This is a genomic window from Vibrio sp. TRT 1302, from assembly GCF_050113875.1.
Taxonomy (GTDB): domain Bacteria; phylum Pseudomonadota; class Gammaproteobacteria; order Enterobacterales; family Vibrionaceae; genus Vibrio.
Genome location: NZ_JBNJOF010000008.1, coordinates 50,925 through 72,800, shown reverse-complemented (window position 1 = coordinate 72,800; position 21,876 = coordinate 50,925). Strand labels below are relative to the sequence as shown.

At 43.0% G+C, this 21,876-nt stretch carries 23 protein-coding genes; 5 read left to right on the top strand and 18 right to left on the bottom strand.

The window, feature by feature from the left end; translation table 11 throughout:
- The first annotated feature begins 54 nt into the window (after positions 1-54).
- Entirely contained in the window at positions 55-2,919 is a 2,865-nt protein-coding gene (gene gcvP / locus ACQEXP_RS11960) for an aminomethyl-transferring glycine dehydrogenase (RefSeq protein WP_426970079.1), read from the top strand.
- Positions 2,920-3,216: 297 nt separating this feature from the next.
- On the opposite strand, the gene ACQEXP_RS11955 is transcribed toward gcvP, so the two are convergent.
- The 10 genes from ACQEXP_RS11955 to ygiD all read right to left on the bottom strand — a co-directional run bounded on the left by ACQEXP_RS11955 (position 3,217) and on the right by ygiD (position 11,385).
- Positions 3,217-4,170: a DMT family transporter gene (locus tag ACQEXP_RS11955; RefSeq protein ID WP_426970077.1), complete on the bottom strand. Its 954-nt coding sequence runs from the start codon at positions 4,168-4,170 to the stop codon at positions 3,217-3,219.
- Between the two features lie 661 nt (positions 4,171-4,831).
- The gene (locus ACQEXP_RS11950; RefSeq protein ID WP_426970075.1) at positions 4,832-5,647 is read right to left on the bottom strand and encodes a hypothetical protein; all 816 of its coding nucleotides are present in this window, start codon (positions 5,645-5,647) and stop codon (positions 4,832-4,834) included.
- A gap of 445 nt (positions 5,648-6,092) precedes the next feature.
- Positions 6,093-6,482 carry a hypothetical protein gene (locus ACQEXP_RS11945; RefSeq protein ID WP_426970074.1) on the bottom strand — a complete coding sequence of 130 codons (390 nt, stop codon included), beginning with the start codon at positions 6,480-6,482 and terminating at the stop codon, positions 6,093-6,095.
- Between the two features lie 216 nt (positions 6,483-6,698).
- Complete coding sequence (locus ACQEXP_RS11940; RefSeq protein ID WP_426970072.1) at positions 6,699-7,091, bottom strand: hypothetical protein; 393 nt, start codon at positions 7,089-7,091, stop codon at positions 6,699-6,701.
- 187 nt (positions 7,092-7,278) lie between these two features.
- Positions 7,279-7,575 carry a hypothetical protein gene (locus ACQEXP_RS11935; RefSeq protein ID WP_426970071.1) on the bottom strand — a complete coding sequence of 99 codons (297 nt, stop codon included), beginning with the start codon at positions 7,573-7,575 and terminating at the stop codon, positions 7,279-7,281.
- Between the two features lie 449 nt (positions 7,576-8,024).
- On the bottom strand, positions 8,025-8,417 hold the full coding sequence (locus tag ACQEXP_RS11930) for a hypothetical protein (protein ID WP_426970069.1): 393 nt from the start codon (positions 8,415-8,417) through the stop codon (positions 8,025-8,027).
- Complete coding sequence (locus ACQEXP_RS11925; RefSeq protein ID WP_426970067.1) at positions 8,401-9,315, bottom strand: pesticin C-terminus-like muramidase; 915 nt, start codon at positions 9,313-9,315, stop codon at positions 8,401-8,403. The genes ACQEXP_RS11930 and ACQEXP_RS11925 overlap by 17 nt, the downstream gene beginning before the upstream one ends.
- Positions 9,316-9,522, bottom strand: a complete 207-nt coding sequence (locus tag ACQEXP_RS11920; RefSeq protein WP_426970065.1) for a hypothetical protein — start codon at positions 9,520-9,522, stop codon at positions 9,316-9,318.
- A 644-nt stretch (positions 9,523-10,166) separates the two neighbouring features.
- Positions 10,167-10,427: a DUF5062 family protein gene (locus tag ACQEXP_RS11915; RefSeq protein ID WP_269375716.1), complete on the bottom strand. Its 261-nt coding sequence runs from the start codon at positions 10,425-10,427 to the stop codon at positions 10,167-10,169.
- Positions 10,428-10,563: 136 nt separating this feature from the next.
- Positions 10,564-11,385, bottom strand: a complete 822-nt coding sequence (gene ygiD / locus ACQEXP_RS11910; protein WP_426970063.1) for a 4,5-DOPA dioxygenase extradiol — start codon at positions 11,383-11,385, stop codon at positions 10,564-10,566.
- Between the two features lie 182 nt (positions 11,386-11,567).
- Here ygiD and ACQEXP_RS11905 point away from each other — a divergent pair, with 182 nt between their 5' ends.
- Positions 11,568-12,458 carry a LysR substrate-binding domain-containing protein gene (locus tag ACQEXP_RS11905; RefSeq protein ID WP_426970062.1) on the top strand — a complete coding sequence of 297 codons (891 nt, stop codon included), beginning with the start codon at positions 11,568-11,570 and terminating at the stop codon, positions 12,456-12,458.
- A 4-nt stretch (positions 12,459-12,462) separates the two neighbouring features.
- Here ACQEXP_RS11905 and ACQEXP_RS11900 read toward each other — a convergent pair whose 3' ends face one another.
- The gene (locus tag ACQEXP_RS11900) at positions 12,463-13,200 is read right to left on the bottom strand and encodes an FRG domain-containing protein (protein WP_426970060.1); all 738 of its coding nucleotides are present in this window, start codon (positions 13,198-13,200) and stop codon (positions 12,463-12,465) included.
- A gap of 302 nt (positions 13,201-13,502) precedes the next feature.
- Here ACQEXP_RS11900 and ACQEXP_RS11895 point away from each other — a divergent pair, with 302 nt between their 5' ends.
- A complete protein-coding gene (locus tag ACQEXP_RS11895) occupies positions 13,503-14,288 on the top strand; it encodes a substrate-binding periplasmic protein (protein ID WP_269375720.1) in 786 nt (261 codons plus the stop codon).
- A 100-nt stretch (positions 14,289-14,388) separates the two neighbouring features.
- Here the strand turns inward: ACQEXP_RS11895 and ACQEXP_RS11890 are convergent, their stop codons facing one another.
- Both ACQEXP_RS11890 and ACQEXP_RS11885 read right to left on the bottom strand, forming a co-directional pair.
- A complete protein-coding gene (locus ACQEXP_RS11890) occupies positions 14,389-14,718 on the bottom strand; it encodes a hypothetical protein (RefSeq protein WP_426970058.1) in 330 nt (109 codons plus the stop codon).
- 168 nt (positions 14,719-14,886) lie between these two features.
- On the bottom strand, positions 14,887-15,753 hold the full coding sequence (locus ACQEXP_RS11885) for an MBL fold metallo-hydrolase (RefSeq protein WP_269375722.1): 867 nt from the start codon (positions 15,751-15,753) through the stop codon (positions 14,887-14,889).
- Between the two features lie 108 nt (positions 15,754-15,861).
- Between ACQEXP_RS11885 and ACQEXP_RS11880 the strand changes: the two genes are divergently transcribed.
- Entirely contained in the window at positions 15,862-16,749 is an 888-nt protein-coding gene (locus tag ACQEXP_RS11880) for a LysR family transcriptional regulator (RefSeq protein WP_426970056.1), read from the top strand.
- 61 nt (positions 16,750-16,810) lie between these two features.
- On the opposite strand, the gene ACQEXP_RS11875 is transcribed toward ACQEXP_RS11880, so the two are convergent.
- Positions 16,811-17,707 carry a DMT family transporter gene (locus ACQEXP_RS11875; RefSeq protein ID WP_426970155.1) on the bottom strand — a complete coding sequence of 299 codons (897 nt, stop codon included), beginning with the start codon at positions 17,705-17,707 and terminating at the stop codon, positions 16,811-16,813.
- Positions 17,708-17,828: 121 nt separating this feature from the next.
- Here ACQEXP_RS11875 and ACQEXP_RS11870 point away from each other — a divergent pair, with 121 nt between their 5' ends.
- Positions 17,829-18,770, top strand: coding sequence for a LysR substrate-binding domain-containing protein (locus ACQEXP_RS11870; protein ID WP_426970054.1), 942 nt, complete (start codon positions 17,829-17,831; stop codon positions 18,768-18,770).
- Positions 18,771-18,787: 17 nt separating this feature from the next.
- Here the strand turns inward: ACQEXP_RS11870 and ACQEXP_RS11865 are convergent, their stop codons facing one another.
- The 4 genes from ACQEXP_RS11865 to ACQEXP_RS11850 form a co-directional block, all read right to left on the bottom strand.
- A complete protein-coding gene (locus ACQEXP_RS11865) occupies positions 18,788-19,327 on the bottom strand; it encodes an isochorismatase family protein (protein WP_426970053.1) in 540 nt (179 codons plus the stop codon).
- Positions 19,328-19,395: 68 nt separating this feature from the next.
- Positions 19,396-20,259: a PhzF family phenazine biosynthesis protein gene (locus ACQEXP_RS11860; protein ID WP_426970051.1), complete on the bottom strand. Its 864-nt coding sequence runs from the start codon at positions 20,257-20,259 to the stop codon at positions 19,396-19,398.
- Positions 20,260-20,317: 58 nt separating this feature from the next.
- Complete coding sequence (locus ACQEXP_RS11855; RefSeq protein ID WP_269375728.1) at positions 20,318-20,659, bottom strand: MerR family transcriptional regulator; 342 nt, start codon at positions 20,657-20,659, stop codon at positions 20,318-20,320.
- A gap of 29 nt (positions 20,660-20,688) precedes the next feature.
- The gene (locus ACQEXP_RS11850) at positions 20,689-21,759 is read right to left on the bottom strand and encodes a threonine aldolase family protein (protein ID WP_426970049.1); all 1,071 of its coding nucleotides are present in this window, start codon (positions 21,757-21,759) and stop codon (positions 20,689-20,691) included.
- Positions 21,760-21,876: the final 117 nt, after the last annotated feature.

The window sequence follows — 21,876 nt, the reverse complement described above, 5'->3', positions numbered from 1 at the left end:
TATTATCAGCAATGCTGTAATCCGTTACCCGAATGATGGAGTAGGTAAAGGACAATGACTGAATTACTTCAAAGCCTCAGCACACAAAATGAGTTCGTTGCACGCCACAATGGACCAAACAAATCTGACCAACAAAAAATGTTGGAAGCGATCAACGTAGCGAATCTAGACGCATTGATCGAAGAGACAGTTCCAGCGCAAATTCGCCTAGAAAAGCCAATGACGCTTGCAGAAGCAAAAAGCGAAGCAGACATGCTCGCTGCAATGCGCGAATTTGCTAACCTCAACCAAATTAAGCGCACCTTTATTGGTCAAGGTTACTACAACACTTTCACACCAAACGTAATTTTACGTAACGTGCTAGAAAACCCAGGTTGGTACACTGCGTACACGCCATACCAACCTGAGATTTCTCAAGGTCGTCTTGAAGCACTGCTTAACTACCAGCAGATGGTCATGGACCTTACTGCAATGGACATTGCGAACGCATCACTGCTTGACGAAGCAACAGCAGCCGGCGAAGCAATGACGCTGTGTAAGCGTGCAGGTAAGAGCAAGAGCAACGTTTTCTTCGTTGCCGATGACGTTCATCCACAAACGCTTGAAGTCGTCAAAACTCGTGCTAAATACATCGGTTTCGATGTTCAAGTTGGCGCGGTTGAGACACTGGCTGACCAAGACGTGTTCGGTGCATTACTTCAGTACCCTGGCACAACGGGTGAAGTTCGTGATCTGACTGACATCATCACTAAAGCACATGAAAACAAAATTCTAGTAACAGTTGCAACTGACCTACTCGCCTCGGTTCTTCTTAAACCTGCGGGTGAAATGGGCGCTGATGTAGTGATCGGTAGTGCTCAACGCTTCGGCGTACCAATGGGCTACGGTGGTCCACACGCTGCATTCATGGCAACACGTGACCAACATAAACGTACGATGCCTGGCCGTGTTATCGGTGTTTCTATCGATGCCAACGGCAACCAAGCGCTACGTATGGCGATGCAGACTCGTGAACAACACATCCGTCGTGAAAAAGCGACGTCGAACATCTGTACTGCACAGGCTCTGCTAGCGAACATGGCCTCTTTCTACGCCGTTTACCACGGTGCAGAAGGTCTACGCACTATCGCACGCCGCACTCACCACATGACGGCGATCCTTGCAGCTGGCCTTAACAAATCAGGCTTTGAACTGGCTCACAACAGTTTCTTTGACACCATCACTATCAACTCGGCAGCTAAAACAGACGAGCTATACGCGAAAGCGCAAGCCGCTGACATCAACCTGCGCAAGCTTGATGGTAAGTTAGGCATCAGCTTCGACGAAACAACAACTACGTCGGATATCGAAGCACTATTTGCAGTATTTGGTGTTAGCCAAGATGTGAATGCCCTTTCTTCAGAGATTGCTAGCAACGAGTTTGCCGCGATTCCAGAAGCATTGCGTCGTACATCTAAGTACCTGACTCACCCTGTGTTCAACACGCACCACAGCGAAACGCAAATGATGCGTTACCTGAAGCAACTTGAGAACAAAGACTTCTCGCTAACACACGGTATGATCCCACTAGGCAGTTGTACAATGAAGCTTAATGCTGCTGCTGAAATGATCCCAGTGACATGGCCTGAATTTGGCTCAATTCACCCATTCGCGCCAATGGCTCAAGCCGCAGGCTACTCAGCTCTCGCTAAAGACCTAAAAGAGAAGCTATGTGAAATCACAGGCTACGACGCATTCTCACTTCAGCCAAACTCTGGTGCATCAGGTGAATACGCAGGTCTTATCGCGATTCAGCGCTACCACGAAAGCCGTGGCGAAGGACACCGTAATGTGTGTCTGATCCCTAGCTCAGCACATGGTACTAACCCTGCGACTGCGTCTATGGTGTCAATGAAGGTCGTCGTTGTTAAGTGTGATGACGAAGGCAACATCGATATGGCTGACCTAGCCGCTAAAATCGAAAAACACGCAGAAAACCTATCAAGCATCATGATCACCTACCCTTCTACGCACGGCGTGTACGAAGAGCAAGTGAAAGAAGTATGTGAAATGATTCATGCGGCTGGTGGTCAGGTTTACCTAGACGGTGCCAACATGAACGCACAGGTAGGTTTAACGTCTCCAGGCTTTATCGGCTCAGATGTTTCACACCTAAACCTACACAAAACCTTCTGTATCCCTCACGGTGGCGGCGGTCCTGGTATGGGTCCTATCGGTGTTAAATCACACCTAGCACCTTTCCTACCTGGTCACATTGAAAATGGTGTTGAAGGCAACGACTACGCGGTATCTGCTGCGGATCTAGGTAGTGCTTCAATCCTGCCAATCTCGTGGGCTTACATCGCGATGATGGGCGAAGCGGGTCTAACAGAAGCAACAAAAGTCGCGATTCTAAACGCAAACTACGTGATGGAGCGTCTACGCCCACACTACCCTGTACTTTACCGTGGTACTAACGGCCGCGTTGCTCACGAATGTATTATCGACATTCGTCCGCTTAAAGAAGAGACAGGCATCAGCGAAGAAGATATCGCTAAACGTCTAATGGACTACGGATTCCACGCGCCAACGATGTCGTTCCCTGTTGCGGGTACACTGATGGTTGAGCCAACAGAATCTGAAGACCTAGAAGAACTTGACCGCTTCTGTGACGCAATGATTGCTATCCGTGAAGAGATGGACAAAGTCAAAAATGGTGAGTGGCCACTAGACAATAACCCGCTAGTTAAAGCGCCTCACACTCAAGTAGACCTGTCGAAAGATGAATGGGACCGCCCTTACTCTCGTGAGCTAGGTTGCTTCCCATCACCTGCGACTAAGAGCTGGAAGTACTGGCCAACCGTTAACCGTGTAGACAATGTCTACGGTGACCGTAACCTAATCTGTTCTTGTCCAAGCATCGACAACTACGAAGATTAATCATCTCGTTGATGAGGGTAACTAATTAAGTTAGTTAATTCCTAATAGTTCAAAAGCGAACCTCTGCAGGGTTCGCTTTTTCTTTTATCTCAAATGAAAAATGAAAGACAGCGTTGTGTCTCTGATTGACGCTTAAAATGCCTCTAGAAAAAGTCTCCGACTTAAGCTGACCAGAACAGTCTTATATATCAATAGATCTTAGGGCAAATTAAAATCGGAAACCAAAAACAAGTTTCCGATTTTTACACTACATTGCACACATGCGGGGGTGTGCTTATTTATCAGGAGTAGAGAAGTTTAGGCTTTAATTTCTTTCATGCAACGATCACACAGTATTGGCTTTGGTGTTACAGAAGTTCTTCTAATAAGATGCCAAATCATTGGAGTAGTTTTAGTAATTAATATCCCTCCCAGTAGAGGAAATAACAAAACGACGGACGTCAGTGAAATAGTATTACCCGAAATCCATGTTGAGATACTTAGCGCAATCAATGGAAATAGAAGAAAACAGAGCGAAGCGGTAAACGGTGTTGAGACCTGCCCCAGTTTAAAGTATGCGACAATGCCCCCTACACTCGCTATCCCTCCTAAATAAACCACTGCCGAAATAGAATCCGTAGAGATCAGTGTTATATCAGGCTGCTCTACCACTAGCGATGTAATTAACAATAATACGGAAGCAATCAAGCTTGGAAATGCATTATAAGTCAAAACTGGAATCCCTTTGCAGTACTTCTCGACAAATACATACATAACAGCATGAATGGAGACCGCTCCTCCTAAGGCAAGAAATCCAAGCAGATAATCGTCACCACCTAAGCTCATTTCTTGTGCAAGGATCAGAGTAAGGCTCAGTACTGCTACTAATAATCCACAGGTCTGTATTTTCGATGGTTTCAAGCCAAGATACCATCTCGATACGACCATTACCGCAATTGGCATAGTTGCGAAAATGATCGAGGCTAAGCCTGATGAAATATATTGCTCACCAAAAATCATTAAAGTGAACGGAATTGCGAAATAAAAAATCGCAACAATAAACATCCAGTAAATTTTTTCCCGAGGAAATACTAGTGGTTGTTTAAGATGTTTAGCCAATATCATCAACAACGGCGAGGCGATCAAAAAACGCAGGCCAGTGGCAAAAATAGGAGGGATAGTTTTAACAGCAATTTCCATTGCAAACCAAGTAGTACCCCAGATTAAACATACAGAGGCAAACAAGATAATAGGTTGATGTTTAGATGTCATGACATCCTCCTACAAATGGTGCTGCGGCGAGTCGAACGACACAGGCAAATTGATTCTTTCATTTTTTAATCCCTGTTTTTTGGGGCGTGCAAATAAAAAACCATTTACACGTATAACAAGTTCATACTGCGATTAACGCAATTAATTGTTCGGGCAACAAAGTGCTTAAAAATAGGAATTAACTTATCGGAGGGCGATAGAGAGAAGGTATCACTGCATTTGTGTAACTTAAGATCAGAAATGCAGATAGTGCATAACAAAAAGGAGCTTCATAATAGGGCTGTTGAGTTCCGAGAGTTTCAGCACCAAGGGGTTGACCCGGATGGAAACAGCAAATACAGCTTTCCCCAGGTTCGCAATAACTAGATGTATTAGCTTTTTTCGTATCTAATTCGAACTCATTATAAGTGATATGATATGACGTAGATGGAAAACTGGCTTTTACGCGAGCAACGCCACTTGATAACATAAAAGCAATCAAGACACTCAATAGAAGATAAATTATTGATATACTTTTGCTTGGCATTACACACTCTCAGAGTACTGAATAAGTTGAAACAATATTGATGCTTTCGTAAATATGATACAAGTGTACTTCTCTAACTTTACAATCATTTACGACCGCAAGTTTTTATGGAAGTTGATTAATCCTTGTCGACCATTAGAACTGGTAGTTCACTTCGATTCTTTGATCTCCTTCTTTTAACTCTTGCTCTTGTGTCCAGTTTGCAAAATAGCGCACGTTGAACCTTGGAGTAACTTGGTAAGAGAGCGACACTTCGTTGGCAAAGACTTCGCTGTTTCCTGGACCAAATGCTGACTCCATAAAGTCATCCGAGCCAGCTATCGCTGTAAACCACATAGGGTTGTAGTTTACCCACAGCTTATCGGTAATCGCCAGTTTACTGTATACACCGACCACGCCATACACACCTGGAATTGTGTAGCCAATGCTCTTATCAATGGGGTAAGTGCCTGACTCAGTATCGACTGTGGCATCAACTTTGCCATTGGTAATTCGAACACCCGCGCCAGCGAGTGGATAGAGTTGTAGCGCGCCCCACTTTGGCAATGCTTGAATAAAACTATACGAGATATCCAGTTGCTCTTGCTCAACGTTATAGTTCATATCTAACTGCGCGCCACGACCATTGGTGGTATCGACACTAAAATTACGAAAACGCAGGCTATCAATCGAATCATCACGTTGAGTTGAACCACTCCAACCCAACTGTTCGCCCGCGATACCTTTTACTTCTATGATATTCATCGCCATAGTGTCAGGGTTACCGGTGTCATACGTCTGGCCCATTTTTAGGTTTAGGCCTTTATCTGAAACACCAAAACCACCTTGTGTATACACCGCTAATGGATCAGACATATCTTGAACTTGTTCGCTACTCTCAGACGTTGACTCTGCGTGAGCAAAAGCTGAAACAAGCGCTAATGCGAGAACGTTAGGAATGGGATACTTCATATCTCTCTCAATGTTATTGATTAAAAACATCGAGATTCTAAAAGCCTCGGCGTAAGCTATCGATAGAGTGAAAATAAACAGTCAATTAAGTCAGATTTAATTGATTCGCACTATCAATTATTTTACGCCGAGATAATAAAAAAACCTATTGAACCGTCAGCCTAATCCGCCAGAGCTTTAAAGCACCTAACCTAATCTGTTTGAATCGCCACTACTTCAGTAGACGACTTTTAGCCTCATTAAAATACTGGCGTTCATACTCTAACGGTGATAGCCCATCATTGGAACTATGGGAGGTTTACAGGACAAACCTATTCGTTGTTCTAGGGCTGTTGCCCGATACGTCACAGAATCCTTTAAACCTTATCGTGTTTGTCCCGGAAAAATAGTTAAACCTATAGGATAACTGCGAGTTAACCAATTTAAGTAAGAAAGCTAGCTCTGGCTACTCACAACTCACTGCCTGAGTTTGAACATCGATGGTACATGATAGATCTGACCAAGGAGTAGCTACTGTAAATGTTACGTCACCACTCCACATGCTTAAATCCATGACATAAGCAGTAGGATAGTCTCGCTGTAAGTTGGTTAATGATACATCACCACGCACAGAGCTTGCCTTTTTCTCTTTATTTCCTAATTCACAATATTGGACAGATTTGCCTGTTTTAAACTCATATACAGTGATACATGGATTATCTTTCAAAACATAGGCAGCAAAATTTTCTTTCTTTGTTCTAACTGAATAATCCGAAGCATATAATCTATATTCAGAAGCACTTGTAGAAGCTGACACCAATACAAAAAACACCATTAAAATACGTTTAACTTTCATTCTAGATACTCATTTATTGCAAAAAAACCACAACGTAAAATATTATCCACCTCGAAACATCACAGAAACATTTAATATTTTACTCGAGTAAAAATGAGGCAATCTATTCGTGAATAAGAAACACATCAGAAATGGTAATCATTGTCTGACTTAGAAAAATAGTAGTGAATTTCATACGATTAGATTCGGTTAACACTAAAAAACTCAGGTTAATATCTAATTGGTATAAGGTTGTTCACAGGTCGGATTTTCTTCGAATGTGAAATAACTACACCTTTTAGAGTACCACAGAGTATGATATTCAAAAGATACACTCTTATTCGCAATGGTTGAAAGTGTAATGAAAAAACCAGCCCCATCACTCTTACTTAGATCTTCAGTCGTAGAATCGATAAAACAAAATTCTTTATGTTCTTCTCCAGACAAAACATTTAAACAAGGCTTGTTGATTGGGATATAGGCTATAAGCCCACCTGTAATACCAGTTCTATTATCATAATTTTGCTTTAACTCTCGAATCTCCAAGCTAGTTGGAAGTACATCATTAGCTAATGTTATGCCTGAAAAAGAAAGTAGGCAGAAAAACATGCTCTTATAGATATTTTTCACGTTTTTCCCTCCTATTCAAATCAACCCCACGCCACAAGATATTATTGACATCCATAACATTAAACATGAGAAGCTCAAAATCAATCAACGCAGAAACAAAACCTTCGCTTTCTCTAGGACTATTAACCACTCGATAGGTCTCAGACACTTTTAATATCTAATCGTGTGTATTCTTATAAAGGGTTAATTAAGGCAAATTAATCTTCTCAACTAAGTATTCATTAAATTTTGTATATTCATCAATCAAACAACTGCAAATATTTAATGTTTCTGCTTCAGTCCCTATACTTTCAAAATGCTCAAATCTACATTTCTCTTGTATATACTTATACTTAATTGAAGTCAGACTAGAAACAATAGCCTCGTTATAGCTACCTTTAGATAGATTATCAGCATTGCTTTGTATATCTTTCTTTAAGGAATTTATCTTCATTTCACATTGATTTTGCTTTTCAAAAATCCAATTTGCACTAGATTCACCCATCGCGATTATTTTAAAACTAACGCAATACAAACAAAAAACCATCACTAATTTAACCACTTCAACCTCAAACCAATTATTTATTTCAGAATGCTATCTGATTATTCATGGCGTTTAAAACTTTAGAAAAAAATCAAGTGAATTTAGAAGGTAATCCTCCGATCCTTTAGCATAATCTGTTCTTTTAGTCATTTTATCCGCATCTACATTACCTTGTTTAAGGCTGTTATCCCCTCGATGCATCACAGAAACCCTTAATATCTACTCGGAATAGCAAGTACGCGATCTTAGACATGTTATCGAGACAATCCATTCATTAATAATAAGTGTGCCAGCAACGGTCATCATTGTGTGCTTCAGCCAAACATTGACTAGGTTAAATGTCAGCGAAAAATGACCTTTTCCGTAAGAGTATTGAATTGCTTCACACCAAACAATTTGATTAAAACATATTAATTAGTGTAAGGATCATCACAGGTCGGAATTTCTTTATATATGTAATACTTACACTTTTTTGAATACCACAAAGTATGGTATTCAAAAGAGACTCTCTCATTTGAAAGGTTTGTAAGTGTAATGAAAAAACCAGCCCCATCACTCTTACTTAGATCTTCAGTTGTAGAATCGATAAAACAAAATTCTTTATGTTTTTCTCCAGACAAAACGTTTAAACAAGGCTTTTTTATTGGGATATAGGCTATAAGTTCCCCTGTATTACCAGTTCTATTATCATAGTTTTGCTTTAACTCTCTAATCTCCAAGCTAGTAGGGAGCGTATCACTAGCTAATGTTATGCTAGAAAAATAAAGTAGGTAGCAAAACATGCTCTTATAGATACTTTTCACGTCTTTCCCTCCTATTCAAATCAACCCCACGCCACAAAGTATTATTGACATCCATAACATTCTCTTTAAACGTGAGAAGCTCAAAATCAACCAAAGCAGGAACAAACCCTTCCCTTGTTCTAGGGCTATTATCCCCTCGATATGTCAAGTCGACTAAAACATCCTTTACATTACGAGGTAAGTTATCCCAATCAACCACTCCAAATTTGGCTTTAACATCTGGCTTAGTCAACAAGATGCGAGTCTTTTCTTCCATATATTCATAAACAACATTAAACAATAAATGTTGTTGTTTACGTGTTATTGTCAGTTCATCATCAGACAACCCTGAATTATGAAGAGACTCTAGAGCACTTGCTCTTTTAACCCCTTCGACACTGAGTAACCAATCCGACAGTTCTGGGATTAATTCCGCCTCTTGAAATAGCGCATTTAAGTCCAACTTAGCAGGTGATTGTCCCGTCGCTCCTGTGGGTGGATTTCCTAAATCTAAACCTCGCCCAATTGTAACACCTGATTGACCAATCACCACTCCACCATTCTTAGGAACATGAGCTTTCCTCGTGAAATATGAGGACGATTCTATATCATCCCCTTCACAGTCAAATGTAAACTGCCCTCTTGGTACCATTAGCCATTTTTCATCCATCGCATCATCAAGATATTTCCAACCTTCATTAATGGCTTCATCTAAAGCAAGGATGGTGTTCTTGCCGACGACTCCGTCTACTTCACCAAATTGATAATATTTATGCGTGGTATGCGTCGGATGGTATTCTTTTTGAAACTTTTTAATCGCTTGCTTCGTTTGACTTCCAAAATGTCCATTCACCTTTCCCTGATATACATTCACTTCTTTCAAGGCTTCTTGAGTTTTTAATACCTCAAAGCTCTTCATTCAAAATGACAGGTAAGAAAATGAACCACATCCTAGCGCATTCATATTCTTTTCTTTTTTTAACAGCCTTGATTTGAGTATTGGTGTATTACTTACCTTTGGACAATTATTCTTTGGCAATGAAGCCTGTTGCTTCAGTCTTCTTCTTTCCCTTTCATCATAATCAGCTAAAGAAGTTTTTGTACGCTTAGCCTGACTTTCTTTCATAGATCGAGTCATCTCTTCAATGCTTATGATTTCTCTTGGAGGATAGTGGTATCTGGACATTAATAATCAATCCCTTAATTTTAATAAGGGAACTCTACCAAAACACAATATTAATGGTAAGTACCGTCTTAAGCGGTTAATTAACCCAAAAAGCACAAAATCCAAAAAATAAACACACCACAGAATTGTTTTTTCACCTCAATGAGAGCGTTAATTACAGTTCAGTTAATTATCTTTTAGGCTGTTTAGTTCGCCTAAAAGCCTTGTTTCTCGGTAGATTAAATAAAACATTTCGTTTCGTTTATAACGGATATTCGTTTATCAGGATAAAGTACCTTTAATATTTAATCGTGTGTATCCCGATAATTAATTAGGCTGTATTTCGGATTTTACTTACAACAATAAAGGAAATTACTGCTGACCAATTGAAGCCACTCGTATATTTTTACCACACACTTTCAATAGGTCGGTAAAAAGAGTCTAATTGTGAGCTTTTCTAGAGGTTGAGCCAATCTGTCTATCATGATTCGGCATCATAGATGCATCGATCTAGTTAGTTGCCTTTTGGTTTTTTTGAAAGGACAAGTTTTCATGAGGACTGAGCATACGCTCAGTCCATCATTTTTGCTTTTGCATCGAGGGAATTACTTCAGTGGGTCATTATCAGGTAGTGCTTTATGAATCCACATCGCCAATCGGTGTTTGATACTAGCACCATCCAGTTTGTTATCTGGTAGTGGTGCGATTTGCTTTGCATCGACCAAGAACAAGTAGATGGCCTTCACCCTAACAGGCTGTGGATTGCTGGGTAAGTCAAAGCCTTGCATTTTGGCCATCTTCCCGCCAATTTCTAACGCTTTCTTTACTAGCTTATCTTCGTTCTGGAGCTTCGCTGTTTTAGACATATCATCACACTCTCGTTACGATTCTTTGTGTGAGTATACCAAGTTGAACATTTATCTTAGCCACTAAGATCTCAATTTGAAAAAGGACTTTAACTTGTAAAGACGCCATCAATTAACCTAATCATGCTCTCGCGGCTTATGAGCCGTGAAAAACAAATGACCGCATTGAGACCGAGCCCAGATCTATGCCTTCCGTTATCGTATAGATTTGATCCTGACTATTTGATGCGCCTGCAACCGTCAGTGCCGGAATGTAATGTTCGAGTGTCGGATTTGCCATGGAAAGCAAACTCCCCATCATTTTTGGGTCTGCCAATGAGGTGAAATCCCGCACAGCAAGTTTGTTTGCAACTAGAGCATCAAACTCCACAGCCCAGTCGTGTGGATGTCCATCCGCGCGTAATGCATGCAGGTTGTGTACTACGTTGCCTGAGCCCAAGATCAACACACCTTTGTCACGCAGTTCAGACAGTGTTTTTCCTATCCCGAGATGCCAGTTCATCTCCTTAGTCACATCAATAGAAAGCTGAAAGACAGGCACATCTGCCTCAGGAAACAAGGATTTTAGAACCGCCCAAGCACCATGATCGAGTCCCCAAATGTCATCTTGAACCTGATAATCATCAAGCAGCGCTATGACTTCCCTTGCCAATTTGGGCTCTCCCCTAGCAGGGTATTGCTGAGCGTAAAGTGCCTCGGGGAAACCATAAAAATCGTAGATTGTTTTTGGCATCGGAGAAACGTCAACGAAGGTGTTGCCCTTTGTCATCCAATGGGCTGAAACCACTAAAACAGCTTGCGGCTTAGGTAGTGATTCTCCGAGTTTTAGCCAACTCTGACTAAAGGGGTTATCTTCGATAATGTTCATTGGTGAACCGTGGCCAATAAAAATGACTGGCATCCTAGGCGACGATTTAAGAGTTTGATTTAACTGGTTTAATACGCTTGCAGTATCCAAAATCCGCTCCTTAGCAATTCATTGGTCCAGTTAACACCAGCGCAAGTCATTAGGGCGATTGTTGTTCGTCATGACTCACATTGGCTCTGGTTTAATCAAAGTATCGGCTGCATACTCTTTCAACACAATGGTGATGATGTAGAATAACAATCAACAAATCGTTCTTAATAGGCAAAACACAAATGGATTTAATTGATGGACTAAAAGCGTTTGTCGCGACCGCGCAAACGGGGTCTTTTACCGAAGCCGCCGAACGTCTGGGTGTCTCTAACCGCTTAACCTCTAAGTATGTCGCTCAGTTAGAAGATCGTATTGGTGCTAGACTGTTGCAACGAACGACCCGAAAGGTTGGGCTAACACCAACCGGACAAGAGTTACTGATTCGGGCATCCGCATTACTCGACGAGTTTGATGATATGTTGGACTCAGTGAATGAAGCATCAAAAGGGCTTACAGGAATGCTGAGGATATCCGCGCCTGTTACTTTTGGTGAGATTTACCTAGCCGAACTATTGAACCATTTTTCTCTGCAAAATCCGAACCTTGCAATAGATTTGCGTCTGACCGATTCCTACGTTGACCTAGCGAGTGAGGGATTCGATCTCGCATTTCGCATCGGTCTACCCGATGTAGCGACACTCAAAACACGCAAACTGGCAGAGATCACCAGTTACCTTGTTGCCTCTCCAGAATACTTAGCGATCAATGGCATACCACACTCAATCGAAGAGCTTGATCAGCATCGTTGTATCGTGGATACCAACCGTAGAAGCTATGGAAAGTGGAACTTTACCAAAGAACAGCAGCAGATCGTATTTACTCCCCCGCGCAAGTTGATGGTTAACAGTGCCAGAATCGCTAAGCAGTGGGCATTAGAAGGCCATGGTATCGCTCTCTGCCCAGACTTTGTATTAAATGACGATATCGCTCAGGGTCGGCTGATTAAAGTGCTGTCCGATTATCAAGCCCCAAGCCACCCAATAAGTGCAGTATATCTAAGCGGGAATGTCATGCCTCGTAAGGTCAGAGCGTTAATTGATTTCGCCGTAGAGTACTTCAAGCCCGCTCCATAACCACTTATCGAGATCTCAACTCAATCGCTAGGTTGGTTAAGTCTGGGTAGATATCTCCTTTTCTGAATCCCATGACATCGATGGTCTGTGCAACGTCGAATATACGTTCAGCAGGAATGATGTACTCACTAAGAAACTGTTCACTGCCGATTTTATCTGTCAAAGGCTGCTGATCCGAGTGAATGGTAAAGCACCCTTGTTGGACGAACATTCTCATATCACTTTCGGCTGCCATCGCAGCCATGACTTTGTTATTTTCTTCGCTACGATGCGAGAATGCAGGAGAAATCATCGGATTACAAATATGAGCACTAATGGATGGGGCAACACTTCCCAGTCCTTCAAGTTGGTTAAGCAGATGAGGTTTCAGCACCCAGATACCCGCGTCGACAGGTTTAGCTTGCTTGTCATGCAGATAGCTCTCAATGGCAAAGTAAATCGCAACGAGTGGAGAGCGGCTCCAATCAAGCAGCCGTGTGGGTAGCCCATAATGTTGCATCAAACTCAGCCACGCAGCGGAATCATTGTATTGAGGCAGAGGACCATAACGAGTTCCCGCTCTTGCACAAAACGTATTGGTTAAATGCCTTTCTCCATTTTTGTCGTAGTCGCGCCATACGGTCGGCTTGACTTCCCATCGACAATCTCGGTGACCGCGAAACCACAGTAGCTGATTATTGACGGTTCTCTCTTGCTTGATGGCTTCAATAAACTCATAGACCGAATTGATTACAATCGCCATAGCACGGCCTCTCCGTTGATTTCATCCCCTCCTATGATGAAGCTCCTTGAATGGCAGTTCAATTTTTATACAGGAGATTTAACAAGAAAAAGACATCCGTTGTATTTAACGCTGCCTTAAGCAGCATGAGCTTTGAACACGAAGCCACAGACTGACTCTGGCAAGTCATTGATAAATTTAGTGAAAGGAACCAATATCACTAAAAGATACCATGAATATTGGATTTTCTGACCTAACAAACATTCATCTGTTGGTTCATCGCTCTATACTGACATACAGAAGGATTATCTTAGGCAAGGTAAATGCGCTCTCTATTTTTAACCGTGGTCATGTTGCTGATTTCTATTGATTTACATGCCACACCACTCAAGACAATCACGCTCGCCTACTCGGACGTTGAATCATTCCCGTTTCAGATGGGCAATGGTAATACCCTCGCTTCGCCCCCTGGCTTGTCAATTGATGTCATTGAACAAGCTGCGCATTTGCTCGATCTAGAAATTAAATACGTTAGACTTCCTGGTAAGCGGGTTCTCAGCCAAATCAAAGCGAATCAAGTCGATGGCGGGTTTATTTTTTCTTACAGCCCAGAAAGAGCAAAATACGCCAGCTACCCTATGATACAAAGGCAAGTGGACAGCTCGTTGCGGATCGCGACATTGGATTACTCATTTTACAAGCTAAGAGATCAAGCGCTAGATTGGGATGGCACCAAGCTTAACGATCTGGATGGCGTACCCGTTGGCGCTCACGGCGGATTCTCGGTCACTAAAAAGCTCAAAGCTAACGAAATAATGACCTTGGAGATTGAAAGTACGGATAAGCTGTTTGAAATGCTAAACAAGAAGCGCTTAGCTGCCATAGCCATTCAAAGTAACATTGCCAATAGCTATATCGCTGAACATCACTTATCGAACATTGAGAAAGTGACACCACCTATCTCGACTAAAGACTACTATCTAATCTTTAGCCTTAATTTTTCGAACAAGAATCCCGAGCTCGTGCAAAAAATCTGGAAGGTGATCAGCGAAATCCGTGATGACGTTATTGCAAAACAGATAAAAGAGTACATTTCAGAAGAGAAGTAACCTGCTCGGCATAGTGAACAACATTGCCTTTGTTCTTAACTTGTCCGCAATCGATATTCAGAGAGAGGTAACATATGTTACCTCTCTTATAATGAGGAACTTATTGATCTGAAGATCGCATAAAACCTCTGTGTGATTGGAACTCATTCATATCAATGAATTCGTCATGGTTGGTATCAATACGCTCAAACATGTCATCACTATTCGCGGAGTTCTTTAATAAACGACCTTCAGACTTGCGAAGTTCCTGCCTTGCCTTTTGAAAATCAACAAACTCTTGCTCAGAGATAAGTCCGTCTTGATTGACATCAATATCTGTGAAAACAGGAGCTTGTGACATCCCCATTCGACCATCTCCTTTCTCAGCAGCAATAACAGAAAGGGAAAGACTTAGGCAACCGAGCAGCATAGGAAAAATATATTTATTCATCATTACCCCCTTTACCAGTACCCAGTTCAATTATACTCGCAAAAACCACATTAAAATAATGGTTATTAATTACGTAAGGAGATTATTAGACCTGTCTTATCCCTAAGACAGGTCGGCAAGGTTACCTGACAGTAAGGAACTTACGCCCCTTCGGTTATTGGAACTCCGTTACCATTTCATTTCACCCATATGCACTTTTGCTCCAATGTCGAGTGCCATAGGAAGCTGCGCATCCGGATAGTTTGCAGACATTTTGTCAATCAGTTGCTCACTGCTACGACTGGTGCTCTTTGCACGCTGAAAATCGCTCAAATACGCTTGAGTGTAAGCAATTGAAGAGGCATCAAGCTGGGTGCCAGTTTTCATATGACCAGGAATTACGAGGGCCGGATTTAATTGTTGGATCTCCTTTAATTGTTCCTGCCACGCTTGCTGACTCTCATCCGACTGTGCATCTGCCATCCAAAGGTGAATCATGCCATATACGGAGACGTTGCCTAATACCGCTTTGCTCGAAGGAATCCACAAATATGGACGATGCGCAAGATCCCCATCGGTACCTCGAATCTCAATAGTGTGCCCATCTAGCATTAGGGTGTTGCCACTAATGGCTTGGGGTACATAAGGTTTAACCGGAGCATTACCACCCATTTTCGGACCCCAAAACGCGAGTTTACCCGCCAGCTTTGTCTCGATAACTTTTTTAACGGCTGGTGTAGTTAAAATTTTCGCTTCTGGAAATAACCCATGTAAAACTTCCGCACCGAAGTAATAATCAGGATCAGCCTGACTAATAAAGATAGTTTTGAGCTCTTTTCCACTATCAAGCACTTTTGCCGCAATGCGCAATGCATCCGCTTTGGTAAAACCGGTATCTACGACCATTGCTTCACTGTCACCAAACACGATTGTCGAGTTCACATGAAAGCTGTTCTCGTCGGCGTTATACACATCAAAAGTTAATGGCGTAAGCTCTTGTGCAAGCGCACTTGTCGCGAGTAGTACTGATGCCGCAGCTAGAGTTAACTTTTTCATCTCATTTCTCCTGTCAATATCTTCGTTAACGACAAGATACTAGGCAATTGACGTGTTCAGAAAAACACACCAAACTGAACATGATTATTTCTTATTTCGAGCATATAAATGGACAAACTCACCGCAGCCAAAGTCTTTGTTGACGTTGCCACTACTGGAAGCTTTACCGCAACCGCAGAAAGACTGGATATGTCACGGCCTATGGTCACTCGCTACATTGAGGCAATGGAAGACTGGTTACACACGCGTTTGTTGCATCGCACCACACGAAAAGTATCCTTGACGTCAGCAGGTGAAGAGTGTTTGCAGGAAGTAAAACAATGGCTTAAACAGGCAGAGCATCTCAGTGACCTTGCCAATACGGATGGAGAGTTACGCGGAAATGTAAGACTGGCAACCAGTATGTCATTTGGATATTCACAGCTGATTCCTGCCATTCAAGGCTTTTTATCTGCTCATCCCAACGTCAACATTGATATCGACTTGCACGACTCAGTGACTGACCTAACCGACGAGCAAATCGACCTCGCCATTCGGATTGCATCGGCACCAGATCCCTCTCTGATAGGAAAACCTATCGCGATATGCGAATCCCGAATCGTCGCGTCACCACACTATTTGTCAAATCATCGCCCTATTAAAAAGCCAACTGATTTATCCAATCATGTGTGCCTAGGCTACAAAAACTTCCAGCAGCATATCTGGCATTTAGCCAGAAATGGGGTCCAGCAGTCGGTAGAAGTAGAATGTCGCCTGACTGCGAACGAAGCAACAACACTTCTTCACGCTGCTCTCAATGGCGGAGGTTTAGCAATACAACCTACCTATCTGGTCAATCAATACATCCAAAGCGGACAGCTTCAGCCAGTGTTAACTGACTGGAACCCAGAAGATATGACGGTGTATGCGCTTTACTCCTCAAGGAAGCACATGAGACCCGCTGTTCGAGCGCTAATCGATTATCTGGCAGACTATTTTGCTCAGCCTCGCTGGTAACTCTCTGTTAGGCAGTGGTGTGGTTAGCGCCAATGCTAGAGCGTCCAATAGGCGCCTCCCATCAGTTGCGGCCAAAAATGCGGTTAACACCAAGGCATCGGAACAACTGCGTCGCAAAATTATTCATGATGGTTGCCACTATAATGATTGCGATGCCCGCGATCTGATAGGTTGAAAAACTTTCATCAAAAAACATCGCCTGCCACAACGCGGTGAACAGCAAGCTGGTAAAAATCAGTGGTGCCACTTGTGAGTTGCTATCTGCCAACTTATAGGCTTTAGAGCGCAAGATTTGATTGGCAACCACAGCCAATGAGAGAACCAATAAATACGCCCAAACAAGCGAGTTGTGTTGTGGTGCTAACACGATTGAAACGTCGATCTTTGACAGCCCTGACACAAGACACAGAGGCAATACGCTTATCGCCGCTATCAAAAATGTCCAACTGTTAAGCAGTGCCGGCGTTACCTCTTTTTTACTGGCACGAAATAGACAGACTTGGGAACCAGCACTAAATAGCCCAGAGGCTAATCCAATCAGCAACTCAGGCCTCAATTGAATGCCACTGACATCCCCTGCGAGTAGTACGACACCAGCAAACGTGGCCGCTAAGCTAAATTTGGTTTCGGTCTTAATCTTGACCTTAAAAAAGATTTTCTCCAACACGGCAATAAAAAGTGGCCCTGTACCAAACAGCACTGAGCTTTCCACGAGAGTCAATCGGTTGAGTGATGCTATAAAACAGAGTTGGCATGCCGCAATGCACAAACCTCTAATCACTATTGGCTTTAACAGAGCTTGAGGAGGCAAACGAATTTTTGTTGCAGCGACCAAAGCAAACAGGAGCAATGTCGGCAATATAAATCGGAGAAATGTCAGCCATTCAAGACTCAATATTTCTGTTAGTTTTTTTAAAGCTAAACCCGTTAACGACAAACTAAAGGTTGAAACGAGCATATAAGGTACAGCAAGGTTATTTAACAATATAATTCCTCCCTATAGGCGCGCCCATGGTAAAGGAATGACAAGGGTTTAAAAAACGAATATATTTAAACAAACATGTTAGATAAACTTACATATGAACAAACGACCACCTCTTAAGTCTCTTTACGCGTTTATCGCCGTTGCTGACACCGGTAGCATGACTAAGGCCGCTGAGGTACTTAGTGTCAGCCACTCTGCGATCAGTCAGGCAATCAAAAGCCTAGAATCACTTATTGGGCAGCCTTTGTTTCAGCGTATAGGCAGGCAAGTTCGTCTTAATCCGATTGGTCAAAAGTACTACAATGACATTGCCCCTGCTTTGAAGACGATCGTCGATGCAACGGACGCGGTAACCCAAAAACCGCACTCCCACCAAATCACTTTGAATATGATCAACTCATTGGCGATTCATTGGTGGGTTCCAAGAGTGAATGACTTCCAACATTTTGCTCCCAATGTCGATATTCGCCTGTCTAATCTCGTTGGCCCTTTTAATCTGACTCAAGAAGGTGTTGATGTCGCCATCATTCATGGCAAAACGGATGAATGGCAAGATTATTACTGTGAAAAACTGGGGGATGATGAGCTTCTTTTGGTTTGTAGCCCTCAACTACTCGATTCATCTCAACCCAAACCGAGTGCAGCGGATTTGTTGCAGCGCTACCCCGCGATCTATGCACAAAACTCGCGCAGGAAAAATGACTGGAGTGTCTGGTGTCAGGGAAATAACGTCCCTGCTCCTAAGCAGCACAACAATTTGAACTTCATGGTCTCTGTCCATGCCATTCAGGCAGCCATGCAAAAGTTGGGAGTTTTCGTTACTCACCGCCTATTCGTGAGAGATGAAATCAAGCATGGCTTTTTGGTTGAGATCGGCAAGCCTGTCACCAATCCTCATCAAGAGTTTTTCTTTGTGTGTCGACCAGAAAAACTTCGCAATGACAACGTCTTGAAGCTGAAATCATGGGTTTGTAAAGAGTTTGACGAGTCGCGAAGCGAGCACCAGAAAGCGATACCAGAACCTGGCATCGATTAACACCGTTCAGTTTGCGGTTACTTAATCAGCTGCAAAATCTGTTTGAACTCATCGCTACGGCAATCTTTAACTAATTCATACAGGCACATTTCGACGCATGTGATATCGATGCCTTTATGCTGTAATTTACTGATGCTCAATTGCTTGTGTTGGGGATTTCGCGACGAAACACAGTCTGTAACGAGCTGTACATCGTAATCCCGTTGGGACAGGCTTAATACTGTTTGGTACACACAGATATGCGCTTCGATACCACACACTAGCCAAGTGCCGACATTGGCACTGCGAATGGCTTGAATAAACTGAGGCTGTGAGCAAGCATCAAATGTGTATTTACTTATAGGCGACGCACCTTGCAAATGCTGGCTTATCGCCTCAACCGTAGCACCTAGTTTGGTCGGGTTTTGCTCAAGCCAGACGATAGGTAAATCTAAGATTTGGGCACCTTGAATCAAGGTAATACAGTTTCTTATCAACGCCTCAGATTCATCAACCAAACTGGCTAACTTCCCTTGTACATCGACGATGATCAATCCGGTATTGTCTCTGTCTAGCATGATCTCTCCAAAGTATGCGGTAGGTTAGTCTCGCTCTTTACTAACCTACACTAGTTCACCCAATTAGGCTAAATTTCAACCGTCTGATAGCGCGACACAATCCCGGTTCCACCAGCGAGCAAAGAGGTAATGGCACCATTTTCCAACGCGATAGTGACGTCAATACAACTCGGTGATGCAACTGGCATCGAATAACCTTGTTCTATTGCAAACTTATCCTGCGTGATATGCATGTAGTCATAGAGATAGCAAGCGAGAGGCCCTGCCGCCATGCCGGTAGCCGCTTCTTCTTTGATACCATAGCGGGGCGCGAACATTCTGGTTGAGGCATCTCTACCTGAGATATTGGTTTCGATAGTAAACACATAGAAGCCAATCAGATCATACTGTTCTGAGAGTCTGTTGATCATCGCTTCGTCGGCGTCGATACGATTCAGAGTCGCAATATCTTTTACACCGACCAAAATAAACGAGTTGCCCGTGTTAGCAATGATTGGCGAAGCAATCACCTCTTGTGAGCTTAACCCTAAAGCAGCCAACACCGTTGGTATCTCTTCGTCTAACTCCGTATATCTAGGCGCGAGCTGCTCCATATAGGCATAACCATCTTCAACGATGATGCTGCGATTCCCATCAATGGTTTCTTTTGAAGTGTTAGTTTGGGGAACGAGATTTAGCTGAGATAAATAGCTAAAGCTTGCAATGGTGGCATGACCACAATGCGCTATTTGCTTCTGCGGTGTAAAGAAATCGAGCTTAAAGTCAGCCGTTGCTGATTGTGAAATAAAGGCGGTTTCCGAAAGACCAACTTGGCTTGCAATCGACAATTTCTGATCACAAGTCAAGTTATCCGAGTTCAACACGACTCCGGCAGGATTGCCGCCTTTATCCCCATCAACAAACGCATCGACGATTGCTACTTTCACTTCCATTTTGCTTCTCCTCACTGAGTTAGTTCAATGAGGTTAGCAATCTAGACCATGGTCTAGGTCAAGCACTTTTGAAGCGATTTATTTTGTTTTCTGTCACTTCAATATAGTGCTCGATATCTTTTTGCTGCTGGTAGAGGTGCTTCAGGTGTGCTTCGAGAAACTCGATACATTGAGACTTATCACCCGCATAAAACGCCTCGGTGTACTTCTTTATCTTGTTTAAAGACATACCAGAGTTTTTCATACACGATACCCAGTTCAGCACATCAACATCCGTAGAAGTATAGGAACGGTGACCACTGGCATCCTTTTGCGGTTGCATCACCAAACCCTGCTTCTCATAGTAGCGAATGGTGTGAATGCCCAGTCCGGTTTTATCACTGACTACGCCAATTTTCATCGCGTCGAAAACTCCCTACTCTAAGATGATCAGTTTGCCGTCAACTCTGCGAAAAACGCCCGCAGTTCGTCATCACTGATCTCAAGAAGGTTATCACCGACATACCACTCGATAAGCGACTGATTCGGGTGAGAGGTGACTTGAGGGTTCCCGAACCAAATGCCTCGATTGGTTGCAAACGCCTGTTGTAACGCCTGAGCCTGTTCAAAGCTAAACGGTAATATCAGGTGCAGCATATTCGATTGTGGCTTGGGAGGATTCACCGCCAAGGTTGGAAACTCAGCAATGATTTCATAGACCTGTTTGGTACGTTCAAAAAGAGAAGGGAGTCGAGCCAGTCTCTCATCGAATTGCATGGCGGCTGACACCACGTAAGGCGTTCTATGGTAGACATTGCCACCTTGTCGCTTCATCCACATCGAGGCAAGTTGAATAAACGCCTTTGAACCTAGTAGCATCGAACCACCCAATCCATTGATGCCCTTATAAAGAGAGACATACGCCGTATCAAATCCTTGAGCAATCTGATGATACTCTTTTTGGTAATAAGCGGCCGTCTCCCAAAGACGCGCACCATCCATGTGCAGATGAATGTTGTTCTCCGCACAATGTTGCTTGATACGTTCTAACTCTTCCCACGATGGTAATTGACCGCCAATCTCACGCATTGGCAGTTCGTACAAAACCGCAGCGATTTCATCTGGCCAAGCCTGGAGATCTTCAAGCTTCCACGGCTTGAACTCATTCCCTACCGGCAAGATGTTAAATCGGTTTTGCAGCTGGTAACCCTGCCTTTCATGAACATAAATATGGCTTGACGGGTGCATCGCAACAATCGGATTGCGCTTCTGTCTGGTCACTAATTCAAGTACTGTCGGTTGGGTCATAGTACCAGTGATAACAAATAGACCTGCTTCGTAACCCAGTAGTTCGGCCACTTTTTGCTCGAAAGCCTGTATAGTTTCACCTTCACCGTAAACATCGTGGGCAACATTGTGCTGTTCACACCACTGCGCCATTTTTGAAAAATGGACTGCCGGCGAATCTTCTTTGTTTCCAGGTAAGTGGGTCGTACATAGCTGTTTTAGATGGATGCTCATTTTTCTTTCCATAGATTGTCATGCCAGTGGCAATCTAACGCGTTCGAGTTTAACTGTAAATCTTTCCAGAGCAGGAGCTTGATGCTCAACGGGTGAACGACTTCTCCTGCCCTCGCT